General features: G+C 66.9%; 15 protein-coding genes. 7 read left to right on the top strand and 8 right to left on the bottom strand.

The window, feature by feature from the left end; all coding sequences use genetic code 11:
- Nucleotides 1-100: 100 nt before the first annotated feature.
- Genes OG326_RS28450 through OG326_RS28440 form a run of 3 tightly spaced genes read right to left on the bottom strand, consistent with a single transcriptional unit; the run spans nt 101 to nt 4384 of the window.
- Complete coding sequence (locus OG326_RS28450) at nt 101-2848, bottom strand: non-ribosomal peptide synthetase (protein WP_327140194.1); 2748 nt, start codon at nt 2846-2848, stop codon at nt 101-103.
- 26 nt (nt 2849-2874) lie between these two features.
- Nucleotides 2875-3699, bottom strand: coding sequence for an SDR family oxidoreductase (locus OG326_RS28445; RefSeq protein WP_327140193.1), 825 nt, complete (start codon nt 3697-3699; stop codon nt 2875-2877).
- On the bottom strand, nt 3689-4384 hold the full coding sequence (locus tag OG326_RS28440; protein ID WP_327140192.1) for a thioesterase II family protein: 696 nt from the start codon (nt 4382-4384) through the stop codon (nt 3689-3691). The genes OG326_RS28445 and OG326_RS28440 overlap by 11 nt, the downstream gene beginning before the upstream one ends.
- A gap of 577 nt (nt 4385-4961) precedes the next feature.
- On the opposite strand from OG326_RS28440, the gene ligD reads away from it, so the two are divergent.
- From ligD to OG326_RS28420, 4 genes are all read left to right on the top strand, one after another.
- Nucleotides 4962-5933, top strand: coding sequence for a non-homologous end-joining DNA ligase (gene ligD, locus OG326_RS28435; protein ID WP_327140191.1), 972 nt, complete (start codon nt 4962-4964; stop codon nt 5931-5933).
- A 71-nt stretch (nt 5934-6004) separates the two neighbouring features.
- Nucleotides 6005-6424: a pyridoxamine 5'-phosphate oxidase family protein gene (locus OG326_RS28430; RefSeq protein WP_327140190.1), complete on the top strand. Its 420-nt coding sequence runs from the start codon at nt 6005-6007 to the stop codon at nt 6422-6424.
- Nucleotides 6425-6582: 158 nt separating this feature from the next.
- On the top strand, nt 6583-7974 hold the full coding sequence (locus OG326_RS28425; protein WP_327140189.1) for an amino acid permease: 1392 nt from the start codon (nt 6583-6585) through the stop codon (nt 7972-7974).
- Nucleotides 7975-8070: 96 nt separating this feature from the next.
- Nucleotides 8071-9462 (top strand): hydroxysqualene dehydroxylase, encoded by a 1392-nt coding sequence (locus tag OG326_RS28420; protein WP_327140188.1) that lies wholly within the window; start codon nt 8071-8073, stop codon nt 9460-9462.
- Here OG326_RS28420 and OG326_RS28415 read toward each other — a convergent pair.
- A complete protein-coding gene (locus tag OG326_RS28415) occupies nt 9432-10079 on the bottom strand; it encodes a TetR/AcrR family transcriptional regulator (protein ID WP_327140187.1) in 648 nt (215 codons plus the stop codon). The genes OG326_RS28420 and OG326_RS28415 overlap by 31 nt on opposite strands.
- A 65-nt stretch (nt 10080-10144) precedes the next feature.
- Here OG326_RS28415 and OG326_RS28410 point away from each other — a divergent pair, with 65 nt between their 5' ends.
- Both OG326_RS28410 and OG326_RS28405 read left to right on the top strand, forming a co-directional pair.
- Entirely contained in the window at nt 10145-11155 is a 1011-nt protein-coding gene (locus tag OG326_RS28410; RefSeq protein WP_327140186.1) for an oxygenase MpaB family protein, read from the top strand.
- Between the two features lie 20 nt (nt 11156-11175).
- Nucleotides 11176-12528: an oxygenase MpaB family protein gene (locus tag OG326_RS28405; RefSeq protein WP_327140185.1), complete on the top strand. Its 1353-nt coding sequence runs from the start codon at nt 11176-11178 to the stop codon at nt 12526-12528.
- A 32-nt stretch (nt 12529-12560) separates the two neighbouring features.
- Here OG326_RS28405 and OG326_RS28400 read toward each other — a convergent pair whose 3' ends face one another.
- The 3 genes from OG326_RS28400 to OG326_RS28390 all read right to left on the bottom strand — a co-directional run bounded on the left by OG326_RS28400 (nt 12561) and on the right by OG326_RS28390 (nt 14429).
- Nucleotides 12561-12908 carry a hypothetical protein gene (locus tag OG326_RS28400; protein WP_327140184.1) on the bottom strand — a complete coding sequence of 116 codons (348 nt, stop codon included), beginning with the start codon at nt 12906-12908 and terminating at the stop codon, nt 12561-12563.
- A gap of 94 nt (nt 12909-13002) precedes the next feature.
- Nucleotides 13003-13653, bottom strand: coding sequence for a LysE family translocator (locus OG326_RS28395; RefSeq protein WP_327140183.1), 651 nt, complete (start codon nt 13651-13653; stop codon nt 13003-13005).
- A 29-nt stretch (nt 13654-13682) separates the two neighbouring features.
- A complete protein-coding gene (locus OG326_RS28390) occupies nt 13683-14429 on the bottom strand; it encodes an SDR family oxidoreductase (protein WP_327140182.1) in 747 nt (248 codons plus the stop codon).
- 60 nt (nt 14430-14489) lie between these two features.
- Between OG326_RS28390 and OG326_RS28385 the strand changes: the two genes are divergently transcribed.
- Nucleotides 14490-14837 (top strand): winged helix-turn-helix transcriptional regulator, encoded by a 348-nt coding sequence (locus OG326_RS28385; protein WP_327140181.1) that lies wholly within the window; start codon nt 14490-14492, stop codon nt 14835-14837.
- A 3-nt stretch (nt 14838-14840) separates the two neighbouring features.
- Here OG326_RS28385 and OG326_RS28380 read toward each other — a convergent pair whose 3' ends face one another.
- Entirely contained in the window at nt 14841-16862 is a 2022-nt protein-coding gene (locus OG326_RS28380) for an APC family permease (RefSeq protein WP_327140180.1), read from the bottom strand.
- Nucleotides 16863-16970: the final 108 nt, after the last annotated feature.

Raw genomic sequence — 16970 nt, 5'->3', positions numbered from 1 at the left:
GCTGTAGACGGGCACGCCGATGCTCCAGCGTCTCCCTTTCGGAGTAGCCGGAACGATCATGTCCAAACGTGCCGGGTCCTGCCCGGCACGCCGGTCCCGGTCAGCGCGTCTTTTCGCCGATGGCGGCAAGCAGGTCTTTGAACACCGGGTACTGATACACCATGCTCAGGGGCATCGGGACCGCGTTCTTACCGAGCTCGGTGCTGAGGTGGATGGCCGCGAGTGAGTTGCCCCCGGACAGGAAGAAATTGTCGTCGGCGCTCGGCTCGACGCCCAGGACCGAGGACCACACCTTGGTGAGGATCGGTTGCGTCCCGGTGGTTTCCGGTGCGGACTCCGACTCCGGCGCCGGATCGGCCTGCTGCGGGCCGCTGTCCGGCGCCGGCAGGCGTGCGATATCGGCCTTTCCATTGGTGGTCAGGGGAATCTTGTCCACGACCGTGTAGAACGCGGGCCGCATATACGAGGGCAGCATGCGGGCGACCGCGCCGCGCAATTCCGGCAGATCCAGCTCGTCGCCGACCAGATAGGCATCGAGACGGGCGGTGGCGAACTGACCTTCGCCCCTGTGACACACCACGATCGCGTCGCGGACTCCGGGTTGGCGCCGCAGGCAGTTGCGGATCTCGTCCAGTTCGATGCGGTAGCCGTTGATCTTGACCTGGTGGTCGATGCGGCCGAGATGTTCGAGCGTGCCGTCGGGGCGGATGCGCCCGAGATCGCCGCTGCGATACCACCGCTGCCCGCCGGGGCCCGCCACGAACTTGGTTGCGGTCAGGGCCGGTTTACCCGAGTAGTACAGCGCCAGACCGGCGCCGGCGACGATGATCTCGCCCGGAAATCCCGGGGGAGCGGGCCGCAGATCCGGGCCCAGCACGGCGGTGTGCCAACCCGCGATGGCATGCCCCACCGATCGGGGCGCGCGCAGTGTGGTGTGTTTGGTGACCGGTTGCACGGTGACGTGGACGGTGGTCTCGGTGATTCCGTACATATTGATCAGCTGGCAGCGACTGGCCGGATAGCGGTCCAGCCAGGCGGCGGAACTGCCGGCCTGCAGCGCCTCTCCACCCAGGATCACCAACCGGACCGTGTCGAGCAGAGCGGCCTGCGCATCGAAACTCACCAGGTGCGCGAAGGCCGACGGCGTCTGATTCAGCACTGTCACACCGGTATTGCGCAGCAGCTCGTGGAACTGGCGCGGATCGCGCGCCGCGCTCTTGGGCACGACGGCCACGGCGCCGCCGGTGGCCAGCGCGCCCCAGATCTCCCAGACCGAGAAATCGAAGGCGGGCGAGTGGAAGACGCTCCACACATCGGTCTCCGAGAGCGAGAACCGCTCGGTGAGCGCGTCGATGAGTGCGAGTGCACTCCGGTGGGCGATCACCGTGCCTTTGGGCCGGCCGGTGGTGCCCGAGGTGTAGATCGCGTAGGCGGGCGCGTTCTCCGACAGCCCCTGTGGCAGTGCGGCATCCGAGGTTTCCGAGGTTTCTGGGGCTGCCAGGGTCGAAATGTCCACGGCATGAGCAGAATCCGGTACCGCGCCTAGCAACTGCGCCTCGACCGCGGCCACCCGTGCGCCGGAGTCCTCGATGATGTACCGCAGCCGCTCCATCGGGAACTCGATATCGACGGGAACATAGGCCGCGCCGCACTTCCAGATGCCCAGCATGGTGGCGAAGAGCGTCGCGGATTTCGCCGCGGCGACCACCACGAAATCGCCCGGCAGCACCCCGAGCTGCCGCAGACCCGTTGCGATGCGCTGCGATTGCGCCTCGAGTTCTCCGAACGAGGTCGACGTGGTTGCGTCCAGTACCGCGGTGGCGGAGGGGCGGGCGGCCGCATGCGCGGCAATGCGCTGCTCCATTCGGCCACCCGCACCGGGGGTGCGTGCGGCCTCGACCGAGATCGGTTCCGGGACATCGGTATAGGCGATATCGAGTAGTCGCAGATCCGGGCCCTTCGCCCGAATCTGCGCATAGACGAAGCCGAGTACCTGGGCGATCGGATGAATGAACTCGGCCGCTTCCTCCGACCGGCTCCGCAGCAGCACCCGGGCGGTACCGGGATCGGACGTCGGATGGATCGCGATGTCGAAGTCGTGCGATGCGAGCGGCATCGGAAGGAAAACCCCTGGCGCGCCGGTGTAATCGACGATTCGCACCGACCGCAGGCCATGGTCGGATTCCGGCGTCGCCGCCGGGGCGGTTGCCTCCCGCACGGCCGCCAGCTGGGACACGACCTCCCCGATCGAACTGTGCACGCCGAATTCACAGGCGCGAGCGCCGGATTCGGAGGCCAGTCGCGCCCGCACGGCGGGTGACCGCAGCAATACGTCAGCGGTGGCCAGGTCGACCGCCAGCGCGGTGGTATCCAGGAATCGGCCCAGCACGATGGCGACCGCGGCGGCCAGTTCCTCGGTCCGGTACGCATCGCCGAATTCGATATCGATCGCGCCGACGAGGGCATCGGAGGTCTCGGGCAGGGCCGATAACGACTGTGCCCCGGCTCGATTCAACTCGGCGAGCACACCGTGCAGGTCACCGTCCGCCAGCAGCACCACATCGGTGACACCGTCGATATACCCGGTGCAGGTCAGCCGGGCCGGCAGTGCCGGGGGCAGCGGATGCGCCCGCTGCTGGCGCACGAGTCTGTCCGCCGCTTCCGATGCTGAGTCGAAAGGGGCGCTCTGGTACCAGATCCCGATGGTGTCGGGATTCCCGCCGAGCGCTTCGGCACACCGGGCGGCAAGCGCGTCGACATCGCCCGGCGCCGCGACACGAACCGCGATTCCGGCCGGGTGCGAGGGGATTTCGAGTCCGTCAGCGGTGACGTCGTGCATTGTTTTCATGACCGCAGCTTCTGTCCGAGGGCCGATTATCGAGAGGTGAAGCCGCCGTCGACGGTGACGATCGAACCGACGACGCTCCGGCTTCTACTGGAAGCCAGCCAGGCGACAGTCTCGGCAATGTCCTCCGCGGCGACCAGCGCGTTGGAGGGCTGATCGCGCAGGAACATCTGCTCGTGGTCGCCGTTGAGGTCGAGTGCGTTCGCCACCTCGCGCAGCATTCTTCCTTCGAGTTCCGGTGCGTCGTGCACCGATCCGGGGCAGACCGCATTGACGCGGATTCCATGGGGAGCCAGATCCAGGGCGGCGGCTTTGGTCAATCCGACCAATCCGTGCTTGGAGGCGACGTATCCCGCGAAATGCCGATAGCCCACCAGACCGGCGGTGGACGCGATATTGATGATGCTGCCCGAGCCCTGCGGCTTCATTATTCGCGCCGCCGCGGACAGGACCTGGAAAGGTCCGGTGAGATTGATATCGAGCATGGTCGACCAGTCGTCGGAGGTCACCTCCTCGACACTGCTGCCCGAGGGACTGACAATGCCCGCGCAGTTGACGACCACGTCCAGACGCCCGAATCGCCGCAGGGCCACCTGCATGGCCGCATCGATATCGTGCGTATTCCGCACATCACCGATGGATGTTTCGGCATTGGCGCCCTTTTCGACGCACAAACGCCGGGTGTGCTCGAGCTGGCTCTCCGAGCCCAGTGGATAGGGCACCCCGGGGGTGTCCTTGCCGATGTCCATCAACACCAGCGACATATTCGACTCGGCCAGTCGAACGCCGCAGGCCCGCCCTATTCCGCGTGCCGCGCCGGTGACCAGCGCGACTAGATGATCCTCACTTGCCATGGGTGATACGCGTGGTTTCCGCGATGAACTCCAGGGTCTCCTCGAGCCGGTCGGCGAGGTACATGTGGCCGCCCTCGACCGTCTCGATCGAGAAGTTGCTGGTGGTCGCATTACGCCAGCCGCGCATATCGGCCTCCGACACCAGGGCGTCGTCGGCTCCCCGCAGCGCGGTGATCGGCACATCGATGACGGTGTCGCTGCCGGCGAGGTACGACTCGTGCATGAGCACGTCGGCCCGCAGAATGGGCAGAATCAGCTGCCGCATTTCCGGATTGGCGAGGGCGGGATGGGTGTACCCCGCAAAGGCCTCCACCTTGGCCATGAACTCTTCATCGGTCAGTGTCGAGGCGCGCTCGCTGCGCGGATGCCAGGGATCGGGCGACCCGCTCACGAAAACGTGATCGACCATGGCTCCGAGGGCGAGGGCCGTCTCGAAAGCGAGAATTGCTCCCATGCTGTGGCCGAAGACCAGTATTCGGCTGTCCGAGTCGCTCTCTGCCCGAACGTAGTCCGCAACCTCGGCAGCCGCCGTCCGGACGTCTACGAAGGGCGGATCGATGAACCGCTCCTCGTGACCGGGCAGCTGGATCGGCAGGAGATCGATCCCCTCCGGTGACTTGGTGTTTCGAAAGAACGAAGCGCCGGAGCCAGCAAACGGAAGACAAACAAGCTTGAGATTCGACACTCGGCGATGATTGCATACGCCCGTGGTCGAGTCTCGAATTCGGAGTTCAGGCAGTACTTCCCTGCTCGGGGCCACTGCCACCGCGGGGATCGGATTGCGCCTTGATCTGTCTTGATAGTTGAAACGAATCAAAGTCACTGTGACGCAGATCACTTTGTTGACGAGGGTAGGCAATGAGACCGCCCGCCGGAAGCGTCGGCAGCGGCCTCGGGAGCAGCTCCTCCGAGAGCCGGCGCGCAGCAGGTCCACAGCCTGTGCGCCCGGGTGGAATTCGGCGTCGGCTACCGCGCTGTGCTCCCGCGCCACGGCAGCAGCCTGCCCGATGAACCGTTTGTGATTGGCGCCGAACGCCCACTCGGAAAAGCCACGCAACGTAAATTACGCGATATTCCCGAAACTCGCACAACATAGTTCGCGGCCTGCGCTGGACGGCTTCGTTGTCTTACGACCCGTGAAACTTTGTGGGTGACAAGTGAATCGGAATGGCCCGGCGAGCCGCCGATATGTATTGGCAATTATTTGGCAAACTACCGCCATGTCTTCTTTGCCTGATTGCCTACCCGGGTAGCGGCGCACCGTGCCCTGGCCGCTCCCCGGTGTTCCCGCGCCCATGCTGGCGATCGGGGGAGTGCCGCCGGATGCGGCCGGATGGGCCGTGGAGATGAAATGGGACGGGGTACGGATCATCGCGACGTGCGAGGCGGGGGAGTGCCGCCTGTACAGCCGCAACGGCAATGACGTCGGCGGGTCCTATCCCGAGGTGGTCGCCGCACTGAAAGTGCTGTCGGGGAACGGGAATCTGATACTGGACGGCGAGATCGTGGCGCCGGAACCCGATGGCGCGCCCTCCTTCGGGCGCCTGCAGCGCCGCATGCATGTGGCGCTGCCCGCGGAGCAGCTGGTGGCGGAGGTTCCGGTGCAGTTCTTCGCCTTCGACATATTGCGCATCGGCACCCGCGACCTCATGCCCGAGCCCTACCTCGGGCGCCGGAAAAGGCTGGCGGAATTGGACTTCGCCGCACCGCTGTCCGCACCCCCGCACTGGATCGAGGTCGATGCCCAGGCGCTGCAGCGGGTGGCGCTGGAGCATCGGCTGGAGGGAATCGTCTCCAAGCGTGTCGATTCGGTGTACCTGCCCGGGCGCCGATCGCCCGCGTGGATCAAGACGCCGCTGCGGCAGCGCACCGAGGCCGTGGTTGCGGGCTGGACGCCAGGCTCGGGCGCGATGGGATCCACCTTCGGTTCACTGGTGCTCGGCGCGTATGACGAGAACGGCCGTTTCGTCTACATCGGCAATGCGGGCACCGGGTTCACCCAGGCGGCCCGGCGCATCATTCGCGCCACCCTCGGTGAAATCGAAACCTCGGCAAGTGCTTTCGACGAGCCGCCGCTGGAAGCCGCTGCGGCAGGCTGGCGCTGGGTGGACCCGATCCTGGTCGGAGACGTCGAGTATCGCGAATTCTCCGGTGCGCGCCTGCGGATGCCGAGCTGGAAGGGATTGCGCACGGACAAGGTTCCGGCGCAGGTCGACGTGCCGCCGCTGCGCTGAGCGGACGTGCGAACACCCGCTTGCGGCAACACAATTGGCGAAACTCCGCGAGATCGACCACAATTGGAGGGATGGGTGGCGAAGGGGCACGAAAGCTGCGCGAGCTCTCGGCTGCCGATTCGCTGAAGCGGTTGGCCGGCGCGCAGTACGGGCGAATTGTTTTATCGCGCCGGGGAATTCCGATCATTCGGCCGGTGAACCACATCGTCGAAGAAGACGCGGTGCTGGTGCGCGCGAATTTGGGCGCGAGTCTGCTGGGTGGTGACGGGCAGATCGTCGCCTACGAGGCGGACGACTTCGACGAGCACACCCGCCGCGGCTGGAGCGTCATCGTCACCGGGGTGGCGCGCGTGATCACCGATCCCGAACAGGTGCAGCGCTACGAGACCCTGATCGATTCGTGGATCACCATGCCCATGGATCATCTGATCCGCATCGAGACCGAGGTGGTCACCGGTGTCGAGCTCGTCGATGACGTTACCGATGAGTAGCTCCACGGCCAGCCCACTGTGACGGCCACTACGTCTCCGGTAGCGTGACACGCCGTTGGCTCGAGCACGGCAATCCGTCGGCAAGCTCGGCGCGGCCCACGCATCTGTGCCGATGACGGCCGGGATGCGGTGCGGCCGCACGCACGTGGAAGGAACACATGACAGCCTCTGAGAGACAGACGCCGATCGAATCGGCCGAACTACCCGGGGACGAGGGCTACTCCCGGGGACTGTCACCGCGCACCATCCAGATGATCGCCATCGGCGGCGCCATCGGCACCGGCCTGTTCTACGGCGCGGGCGGGGCGATCGCACAGGCGGGCCCCGCGCTCATCCTCGCCTACCTGGTCGCGGGCCTGGCCATCTTCATCATCATGCGGGCACTGGGCGAGCTGCTCACCTACCGCCCGGTCACCGGCAGCTTCGCCGAATACGCGAACGAATTCCTGGGCCGCTTCGCGGGCTTCGCCACCGGCTGGACCTACTGGGCCGTCTGGGTGAGCACCTGCATGGCCGAGATCACCGTCGCCGGCAAGTACGTGCAGTACTGGTTCGACATCCCGCAGTGGGTCACCGCGCTGGTGGTACTGGGCATTATGTTCGGTCTGAACCTGGTGTCGGTGAAGCTGTTCGGCGAGGGCGAGTTCTGGTTCTCCATCATCAAGGTCACCGCCATCGTCGCCATGATCGCCATCGGCATCGGCGTGCTCATCTTCCACTTCGGCCATGCCGTCAATCCGACGCCCGCCAATCTGTGGAACGACGGCGGTGTGTTCCCGAACGGCTTCGGGCAGGCGCTGCTGGTGCTGCAGATCGTGGTCTTCGCCTATGTCGGTGTGGAACTGGTCGGCGTCACCGCCGGTGAGGCCCGCGACCCGAAGACCACCCTGCGCAAGGCGATCAATACCCTGCCGTTTCGCATCGGCCTGTTCTACGTCGGCGCGCTGATCGTCATCATGTCGGTGTCCAGCTGGCGCAATTTCCATGCCGGGCGCAGCCCGTTCGTGGAGGTGTTCGAGCAGATCGGCATTCCGGGCGCGGCCGCCATCATCAACTTCGTGCTGCTGACCGCGGCACTGTCCTCGTGCAATTCGGGCATCTACTCCACCGGCCGCATGCTGCGCAGTCTGGCGCAGCGCGAGGAGGCGCCCGCCAAGCTGGGCGCCCTCAGCACCCGGTCGGTGCCCGCCACCGGTATCGCGGTATCGGCGGCGGTCATGGTGATCGGCGTGGCCGTGAACTACTTCTCCCCGGAGAAGGCCTTCGGCTACGTCACCTCGGTCTCCACCATGGGCATTATCTTCGTGTGGGGCATCATCCTGGTCTGCCACCTGATCTATCGCGCCCGCGTGAAAGCCGGACTGCTCCCCGCGAGCGACTATCGCCTGCCGGGCGCACCGGTGACTTCGGTACTGGCCCTGGCCTTCCTGGCGCTGGTCGTGGTGCTGCTGTTCTTCACCGATTCGGGCCGCACGGCCGTCGTCGTCGGTGTGGTGTGGGGTGTGCTGGTGTGCGCGGCGTATCCGGTGCTGTCGCGTAAGCGCGCGTAAACGGCTGCTCCACCTCGCTTTTCGGGCGAATCGGGTACGCCCGCCGATGCGGCGGGCGTACCTTCCCTTCTGTAGGTTTCGGCTACGGGAGCGCGCATGAACGATCCGCGACGGTATGTGGTCATCGGGGGCGGACTCGCGGGGCTCGCCTCCGCGGTGTGGCTGGCCGAAGCCGGTAAACAGGTCACGCTGCTGGAGCGGCGCGGACGGCTCGGCGGGCGCACACATGCCCTGGAAGTCGCCACCCTGCACGATATTCCGGACAATGGCCAGCATGTGATCGCCAGCGGTTACGAGCATCTGTTCCGCTACCTGACCAGCGTCGGCACCCGGAAATTCGTGGAGTTCCCGCACGGGGGCGTACTGCGCTGGCCGGGCGGACGTGCGACAACCATGGGCACCAAGGGTTTCCAGGCGCTGCGCTCGCTCCTGGGCGCGCATCCCGATGCCGGTCCGATGGACCGGGCCCGCGCGGCGGTCGCCACCGTGCGCCTGGGCTGGCAGTGCCTCAACCAACCCGGCGATCTGGCCGATCTCACCACCGATCAATGGTTCCGGCGGCTCGGCATGCCCGCCACCGCGCGGGTGGCGCTGTGGGACTGGCTGGCACTGGGCATTGCCGCCGAACCGGTGCGCCAGGAGTCGGCGAAGGTCTTCGCCGATGTGCTGGCCACCGGAATTCGCCTGGGCATCAAGCACCGGCGGCCGGTCTCCATCGGCTATCCCACCACCGATCTCGACACCCTGTTCGTCACCGGCGCGCATCAGGTCTTCGAGAAGTACGGCGTGGAGGTGAAATACCGTGCGGTGGCGAGGCATATCGATATTCGGGACGGTGCGGTGACGGGGGTGACGCTCGCGGACGGCGAGACCGTGCCCGCCGACGCGGTGGTGTGCGCCGTCCCCAACTCGTATCTGGGCGGGCTGCTGGACGAGCTGCCCGAGCACGACGAGATCTACGCGGCCGCAGACAAATTGGGCTACACGCCGATCGTCAGCACCAATCTGTACCTGGATCGCCCGCTCGGCACCGAAGGCACCATGGAGGCGCTCATCGGCGGTGCGGAGGTCATCGACCAGGTCTTCGATCGCCAGCGCATGCACGGCCGCAGCACCGAGCACGGCTGGTTGTACTGCCTGACCACCAGCGGCGCCTACGAGCAGATCCACAAGCCGCACGATGTGGTCGTCGACGAGCAGATGGCCCTGCTGCGCCGCTACTATCCGGCCGCCAGGGCGGCGAAAGTGCTGCACGCCCAGGTGGTTCCGATGCCGCGCGCCACCTTCTCGCAGGTGGTCGGCACGGATGGGCTGCGGCCGGGTCAGGGCACCTCGGTGCCCACCCTGGTGCTCGCGGGCGACTGGACCCGCACCGATTGGTCCGCCACCATGGAGAGTGCGGCGCAGAGTGCCGCCCGCGCGGTGGAGTTACTGCTGGCCCTGCCCGAGTACTCGCATCAGGCTCGCGGCAACGGTTCCCGGAAGTAGTTGAGCACCAGCCGGGTGATGTCGGCCAGGAAGCGGTCACGGGGGATCGGCGGATCGTCGAGCAGATAGCGAATGGTGAGATGTTCCACCGCGCGCACCAGCATCCAGGCGGCGGCATCGAAATCCACATCCGCGGGCATGGTGCGTGAGCGCATCGACAGCCCCAGCCGCGCCAACTCGCCGATCTGCTGTTCGAACGCGAATACCGTCGCACCGGAGGACAGGCGCGGGGTCTGCTCGACCACGGCGCGCAGCAGCTCGCGGTGGGTGCCCAGCGCATCGAGCAGCTCCGAAATCGTTTCCGGCACCGCCAGTTCCGGATTGCGGGTCATATTCGCCACCACTCGGGCGCGGACCCGGTCGGCGACCTCGGTGGTGTAGCGCTCGATCACCGCGGCGACCACGGCGTCCTTGTTCGGGAAGTACTGGTACAGCGATCCGGGACTGATACCGGCCGCCTCGGCGATGCGATTGGTCGAGGCGCCGTCGTATCCGTGCCCGATCAGCACCCGCTGACCAGCGTCGACAATGCGCTCGACCATGGCGCGCGAGCGTTGCTGCTGCGGCGATTTCCGGGGTGCGGCAGGGGATTTCGGGGGTGTGCGTTTCGGTGGCATGGCGTTTCCGCAGCGGTTGGGAATGCGAATTGAATGCGAGTAATTATTCGTGTCAGCCTGTGGCCATGGTGTCACAAGCAGCGGTTTCGCACGAGCCCCATTCCGAGCCGAGGCCGCTCGGACCGGATTCTCTGACCTGGAAGATTTTCGGTTCCCTCTACTACGGGCCGACCGGATTCTTCATGGGCATGGTGCAGAACATGCATCCCGGACTCGGTGCGGGCGTGGAATTCCACTCCGAGATCGGGAGTGAGCCGTATCAGCGCGTGCTCCGCTCCTCCTATCCGATCCTCGGCGTCGTCTTCGACGGGCCGCGTGCCCGGCAGACCGCGCAGGAGATCGTCGGGTACCACCGAGAGATCAAAGGCGTCGACGCGCAGGGCCGCAGATACCACGCGCTCGACCCCGGCACCTTCTACTGGGCGCATGCGGTGTTCTTCATGCAGACCCTGCGCACCGCGGAACACTTCATGGGCGGTCTGACCGATCCACAGCGCGAACAACTCTGGCGCGAGCACTACCAGTGGTACGAGATGTACGGCATGAGCATGCGGGTGGTGCCGCAGTCCTGGGCCGACTTCCGCCGCTACTGGCGCGATATGTGCCGCGACACCCTGGAACCGACGCAGGCGGCGTGGGATGTGTACAACCTCATCGATACCGCGCCGGTGCCGCCGTTCCCGGTACTGCGGCGACTGCCGGAACCGCTGTGGGAAAAGGCGATTCGCCCGGCCGGAGCCGGTCTGGTCAAGTTCATCACCGTCGGGCTGTGTGATCCGGCCGTTCGCGACACCATGGGCTTCACCTGGACCGCTCGTGATCAGTGGCTCTTCGATCGGCTCTGCCGGGCGATATCCGCGCTGAACCGCGTGACGCCGGACGAGGTGAAGTACGCCGCCCCGCGCGTGCGGGCCGCGCGCCGCCGGGCGGCGGGGAAGCGGCCCGCGGATATGCCGCCACCGGAGGCGCCCGAATCGCTGTGGCCCGCACCGGAACACCGCGCCGACCCCAAGCACTACTGCCCCGTCCACGCCGATCCGGGCGGTGCCACATTCCGTCAGCTCACCGGGTTCTAGAGCAGAAGGTGTCCAGCGCAATGCAGCCACTGACCGAAGTGCAGCCCGTCGAGGGCAGGCATCCGTACGACTACTACTACCGCCCCGGCATGCCGCTGCGCCCGCCGCCACCGCGCGCGGTCGCCTCGGAACTCTGGTTCGAGCCCCGCAAATCCATGCTGTCGCCATGGCTCGAGGTGCGTCTGGAACCCCTGGAGACTCCGCGCACCCGGCTCATGGCCGACCACCTGTGGCAGGGCGACGAACCCATGGACAAGGTGGTCGCCGCCTTCCGCCGGCTCGGCGCCGCGGGGGGCCGCCGCATGCTGAATCAGGCGCTCGCCCACGGCATCGACAGTGTCGACGAGCCGCCGGCGGAGCTGGTGAATCTGTTCGCGCGCATCGACAATCCGCCGGAGTGGTACGACCCCGACCTGTGGGAGTACGGCCGCCGACTGTGGATCAATGTGTCCACGGCCGGGAAGATGGCCATGGGCGTACAGGATTTCATGGGCACCTTCGTCGGCGCCGAGGTCGCCTCGGCAGTGGGGGAGACAGGGCGTTTCGTCAAGGACCCCTACCGCCGCAATCTCGAATCCGCCGTGTGGTTCGGCAGTGTCACCGCACCCGGCGCACTCGAGCGCACCTCGCCGATTCTGCACGACACCGTGCGGGTGCGGCTCATGCACGCGCAGGTCCGGGCCATGCTGCGGCGGCGCTGGGGTGAGGAGCATTTCGCGCTGCACGGCAATCCCATCTCCAATGCCACCACCATGGGCGCGGCCGTCACCTTCGGGCTGACCCCGATGTGCTTCGACCATGTGCACGGACGACGTTGCAGCACACGGCAACTCGATGCGGTGATGCACTACTGGGCGTATATCGCCTACTGCTTCGGGGTGGCCGGGGAATTGATTCCGCACTCGGCCGCCGAGGGCATGGAGATGGTGGACTATATGGTCGCCACCGCCGGGGTCGCCCCGGAGCGGACGGCGAATATGGCAGGCGCCGCGACTCGCGGATTCGATCCCGATACGTTCCTGGGCCGCGCCCAGATCGCGGCTACCGCACCGGCATTGGGTGTGTTCGCGTACTACAGCGGCCGGCCGCTGGTGCGGGCGCTGCTGGCGGATACGCCGCTGCGCTCGGTTCCGCTGCAGCCCTGGTCCGCCGCGACCGGCATGGTCACCACGGCCGCCGTGCGGTTGCGCGCACTCGATGATCAGCTCCCCGGCGCCCGCCGCCGCATGATCCGTCGCGCCGAGCGGGTGGATCCGTTCTGGGACCGCAATATTCGAGTCGCCCGATTCCTGGCCGCGCGGGTCGGGATTCGGGGCACGCCGTTCGACCATCACGATGTGTCCGCGGAGGGAACGCCGCGGTGCCCGGTGTGAACCGACGGAGGCGCCCGGTGTGAACCGACGGATCAGCCCGCGCCGCCCGCGATGCTCAGATAGATGACCATGGTGGTGAACAGGAACCATCCGGCGCCCTGCCAGATCGTCCACGGCCGCGCTGCTCGCCACTCCCGGAACGTGATGACAAACGCGCCGAGACCGCCCAGCAGCAGCACAATGGCAGGTCCCAGGGCGACGGCGAGACGCGCGGCGGAATCGCACATCAGCGAGGCGTTCAGGCATTGCGGTCGCGAGGCGGCCCACACCAGGGCCAGCGCGACCACCGCGCCGGTGAGAATCAGGACCGCCACCACATAGCGCACCGCCCGCCGCAATGTGGGCGGATCGTTCCAGCTCCTGCCGACGTCGTCGACCATGCCCGCACCTCCTCGCCGCCGCAGTACCCGCTCGAACCCGCGGTCACCCACAAACACTAGGCCTGCGAACGTCCCCGGGCCGCCTCCCGCCGGCTCAGCGCGCCTCGGCCGCGAGACCGAGGCCCAGCCCCACCAGTACCGCGGCCAGCGCCCGCTCGACCCGCTGCCGGATCGCGGTGCGCCGCAACCAGGCTCCCGCCCGATCGGCGGCCAGCACGACGCCCACGCACCAGAGGGTGTCGATGACGAGCTGGATCACCGCCAGCGCCACAACGGTCGCCAGCACCGGGCCGTCGGCCGGCAGGAATTGCGGCAGAATCGTCAGCCCGAAGACGGCGGCCTTCGGATTGGCGGCAATGGAGACGAGCGAGGCGCGGAAGGCGGCGGCAGGTGTGCGGCCACGCGGCAGCGCCGAGGTCAGGGCCGCCCCGAAAGTGTCCTCGGCCGCGGACCGGCGTGCACCGCGCCAGGCTTGGATACCGAGCCAGATGAGCACCACCGCGCCCACGATGTGGATCACCAGACTCAGCATGCGGTTGGCGATCAGCAGCGCGGACAGGCCCGCGCCTCCTGCCATGGTCCATCCGAAGACGCCGATCTCATTGCCGACCACCGCCGCCAACCCGGCCCGGCGGCCGTCGCGCACCGAACGCTGCAGGAACAGCGCGGTGGCGGGGCCGGGCAGCGCGGCCAGGATCAGGCATGCGAGCAGGAAGGCGGGAAGGACGTGGACCAGGTGCGGCATCGAATGATGCTGTCATGCGGCCGCAATGCTCACCAGCTGTTTTCCGCGGCGGGCAGGGCGAAGTCCCGGCCGCCGACGTACACGGTGTGACCGGGCTCGGTATCGGCGAGTGTCGCATCGGCGACCGCGGTCGCGAATTCCTCGACCGTCGGCAGGGAACCGTGCTCGCGTCGCGCGGTCACCGCCTCGGGATCACGGCGTTCCAGCAGTCGCACGATGATCGTGCCGTCGATCATATCGCCGGAGACGACCGTGAAACCGATTCCGCGACTGTCGAATTCGGGGATCATCTCGCGCAGCGCATCCTCCCCGGCGCGCTTGCTCGCGGCAATCGGCTCATAGCCGGTGGGCACGGGCCGGGTCGCGGAGAAGTGCGCCTGATGGCTGGTGACGAACACGAGGCGCCCGCCCGGCGGGAGGTGTTCGAGCGCGTGCCGCGCCAGCCGGGTCTGCGCATCGCGATTGAGCCGCATGGCGTACTCGGGCGCCGCATCACGTTCCAGCCCGCCGGAGGCGTTGAGCACCAGCACATCCAGCCGCCCGAACTCGCCGGCCACGGCATCGATGAGCGCCCGCGCACTGTCCGGGTCGGCGATATCCGCACCGGCCACCGAGGCGCTGCCCCCGGCGGCGGCGATCTCGGCCGCGATCACCTCCGCGCGCTTGCGCTTCTCCCGATAGTTGACAACCACGTGATCCCCGCGTGCGGCCAGCACCCGTGCGGTCTCCGCACCGATACCGCGAGATGCGCCGGTAACCAACACGATTCGCTGCATACCCAGTCCTTCCAGCCCCCGACGAACGCTTCTGATTCAGAACCAATATGGTGGTTCGAAATGAGAAGCGCAAGGCAACTCGCGGCGGGCAAGAGCCGCGCCCAGCACTCGGCGGCGCCTGTGCTCGCCGCCATGGACCTGCTCGGACAGCGCTGGATGCTGCGCGTGATCTGGGAACTCGAGCCCGGTCCGCTGGGCTTCCTGGAACTGCGCCGCCGCATGGGCAATTGCTCGTCGAGCATGCTGTCGGTGCGCATGCAGCGGCTGCAGGAGGTGGGCGTGGTGCTCAAGAAACCCGACAAGTCCTACGAATTGACCGATGCCGGAAGCGAACTCGGGCTGGCACTGGAACCGCTGTGGCAGTGGTCGGAGCGGTGGAATTTCGAGGGTGCGGGCGAGGACGAGTAGGGGTCAGCGCGGGTCGCCCGGACCGGTGATGCCCCGCCGCACCTCGCCCGCGCGATGCTCCACCGCGTGGAAGTCGCGGTTCCGCGAGGACTGCAACTGGAAGGGCACGCTGGTCACCATGACACCCGGTTCGAAGAGCAGCCGCGCCTTGAGCCGCAGCGAACTCTGATTGTGCAGCAGGTTCTCCCACCAGCGGCCCACCACGTACTCGGGGATGAAGACGCTGACCACATCACGCGGGCGGGACCTGCGCTGCCGCTTGATCTCCTCGACGACCGGGCCGGTGATCTCCCGATACGGCGATTCGATCACCTTCAGCGGGATGCCCACATGATTGCGATCCCAGGCGTCCGCGAGCCGGCGGGTATCGGACTCGTCGACATTGACGGTGACGGCGGTCAGCGTGTCCGGCCGCGTCGCGCGGGCGAACTGGATGGCCCGGTGCGTGGCCTTGTGCCAGCCCGAAACCAGCACCAGGGCATGCACCCGGCCGGGCAGGGTCTCCAGATCGTCCGGGTCGATGTCCAGTTCGGCCCGCACCGCCGTGTAGTGCCGGTGGATGAGCCACATGATCGCCACCAGGATCGGCATGGCGATCACCACCAGATACGCGCCGTGGGTGAACTTGGTGACCATGACGACCACCAGCACCACACCGGTGAAGCACGCGCCGAAGGCATTGATGGCACGGGCCCGGTGGATGCGCAGGCGGTCGGCTTTGCTCTGGTCCGAATTGCTCTGGTCCGAACGCAATTCGCGGTTCCAGTGCCGCACCATGCCGATCTGGCACAGCGTGAAGGAGGTGAACACACCCACGATATAGAGCTGGATCAGCCGCGTGGTCGACCCGTGGAACGCGTAGATCAGAATCCCGGCGACGACGGCCAGCAGAATGATGCCGTTGGAGAAGGCCAGCCGGTCGCCGCGGGTGTGCAGCTGCCGCGGCATATAGCGGCGCTGCGCCAGAATCGAGTTCAGCAGCGGGAAGCCGTTGTAGGCGGTATTGGCGGCCAGCACGAGGATGAGCGCGGTGGTCACCATGAGGTAGTAGAAGGCGATGCTGTGCCCGCCGAAGACCGCGGCGGTGATCTGCGCGATGACGGTCTTCTGCGCGGCGCTGTGGCAGTCGCCCGGGAAACCGATGAGATCGCAGGCGTTCTCGGTGACCTTGGTCTTGGTGATCATGGCCAGTGCGGTGACGCCGGTGAACATGACGATGGCGATCACGCCCATGGCCGTCATGGTGCGGGCCGCATTGAGCGCCTTGGGTTTCCGGAAGGCGGGCACACCGTTCGAAATCGCCTCCGCGCCGGTGAGCGCGGTACAGCCGGAGGAGAAGGCGCGCAGCAGCAGGAAGGCCAGACCGGCGGTGGAGAGCCCGACCTGCTCGGCATGGATCTGATAGTGCGCGCTCTCGGCGACGGGGGTGTGCCCCAGCAGCATCTCGCCGAACCCGAACACGATGAGCACCAGCACGCCGATGATGAATCCGTAGGTGGGTATGGCGAACAGGCGACCGGATTCGCGCACGCCGCGCAGATTCATGGCGGTGAGGAAGGCGATGAAGGCGAGATTGATCGCGACCCGATACGGATTCAGGTCCGGGACCGCGGAGATGATGTTGTCGACACCGGCCGCGACCGAGACAGCCACCGTCATGACATAGTCGACGAGCAGCGCCGCCGCCACGACCAGTCCGGGCAGCGCGCCCAGATTCTCCGCCACCACCTCGTAGGAGCCGCCGCCGGACGGGTACGCCTGCACCACCTGCCGGTAGGACAGCGCCACCACCGCGAGCAGCACCACCACGCCGCCGGCCACCAATGGGGTGAAATGCAGATAGCTCAGCCCACCCAGGGTGAGAATGAGCAGGATCTCCTGGGTCGCATAGGCCACCGACGACAGCGGATCGCTGGCGAAGATGGGCAGGGCCAGCCGTTTCGGCAGCAGGGTCTCGCCGAGTCGATCGCTGCGAAACGGTCGCCCGAGAACAAGTCGTTTGGCGACATCGATCGGTGAAACCACGGTGGCTGAGCCTAAGCGGGAAATCCTGACGAACCGGTGCGCACGCCGTATGGATTCCGTAAAGATGCATTGAATCGCGGTGCTTCTCCTTGCGAGCTCCGAGACTTG

Origin of the sequence: Nocardia sp. NBC_01327, from assembly GCF_035958815.1 — a bacterium.
Lineage (GTDB): Bacteria > Actinomycetota > Actinomycetes > Mycobacteriales > Mycobacteriaceae > Nocardia.
Note: the sequence above shows the minus strand (reverse complement) of the source record. Positions and strands in the feature narration are given on the sequence as shown.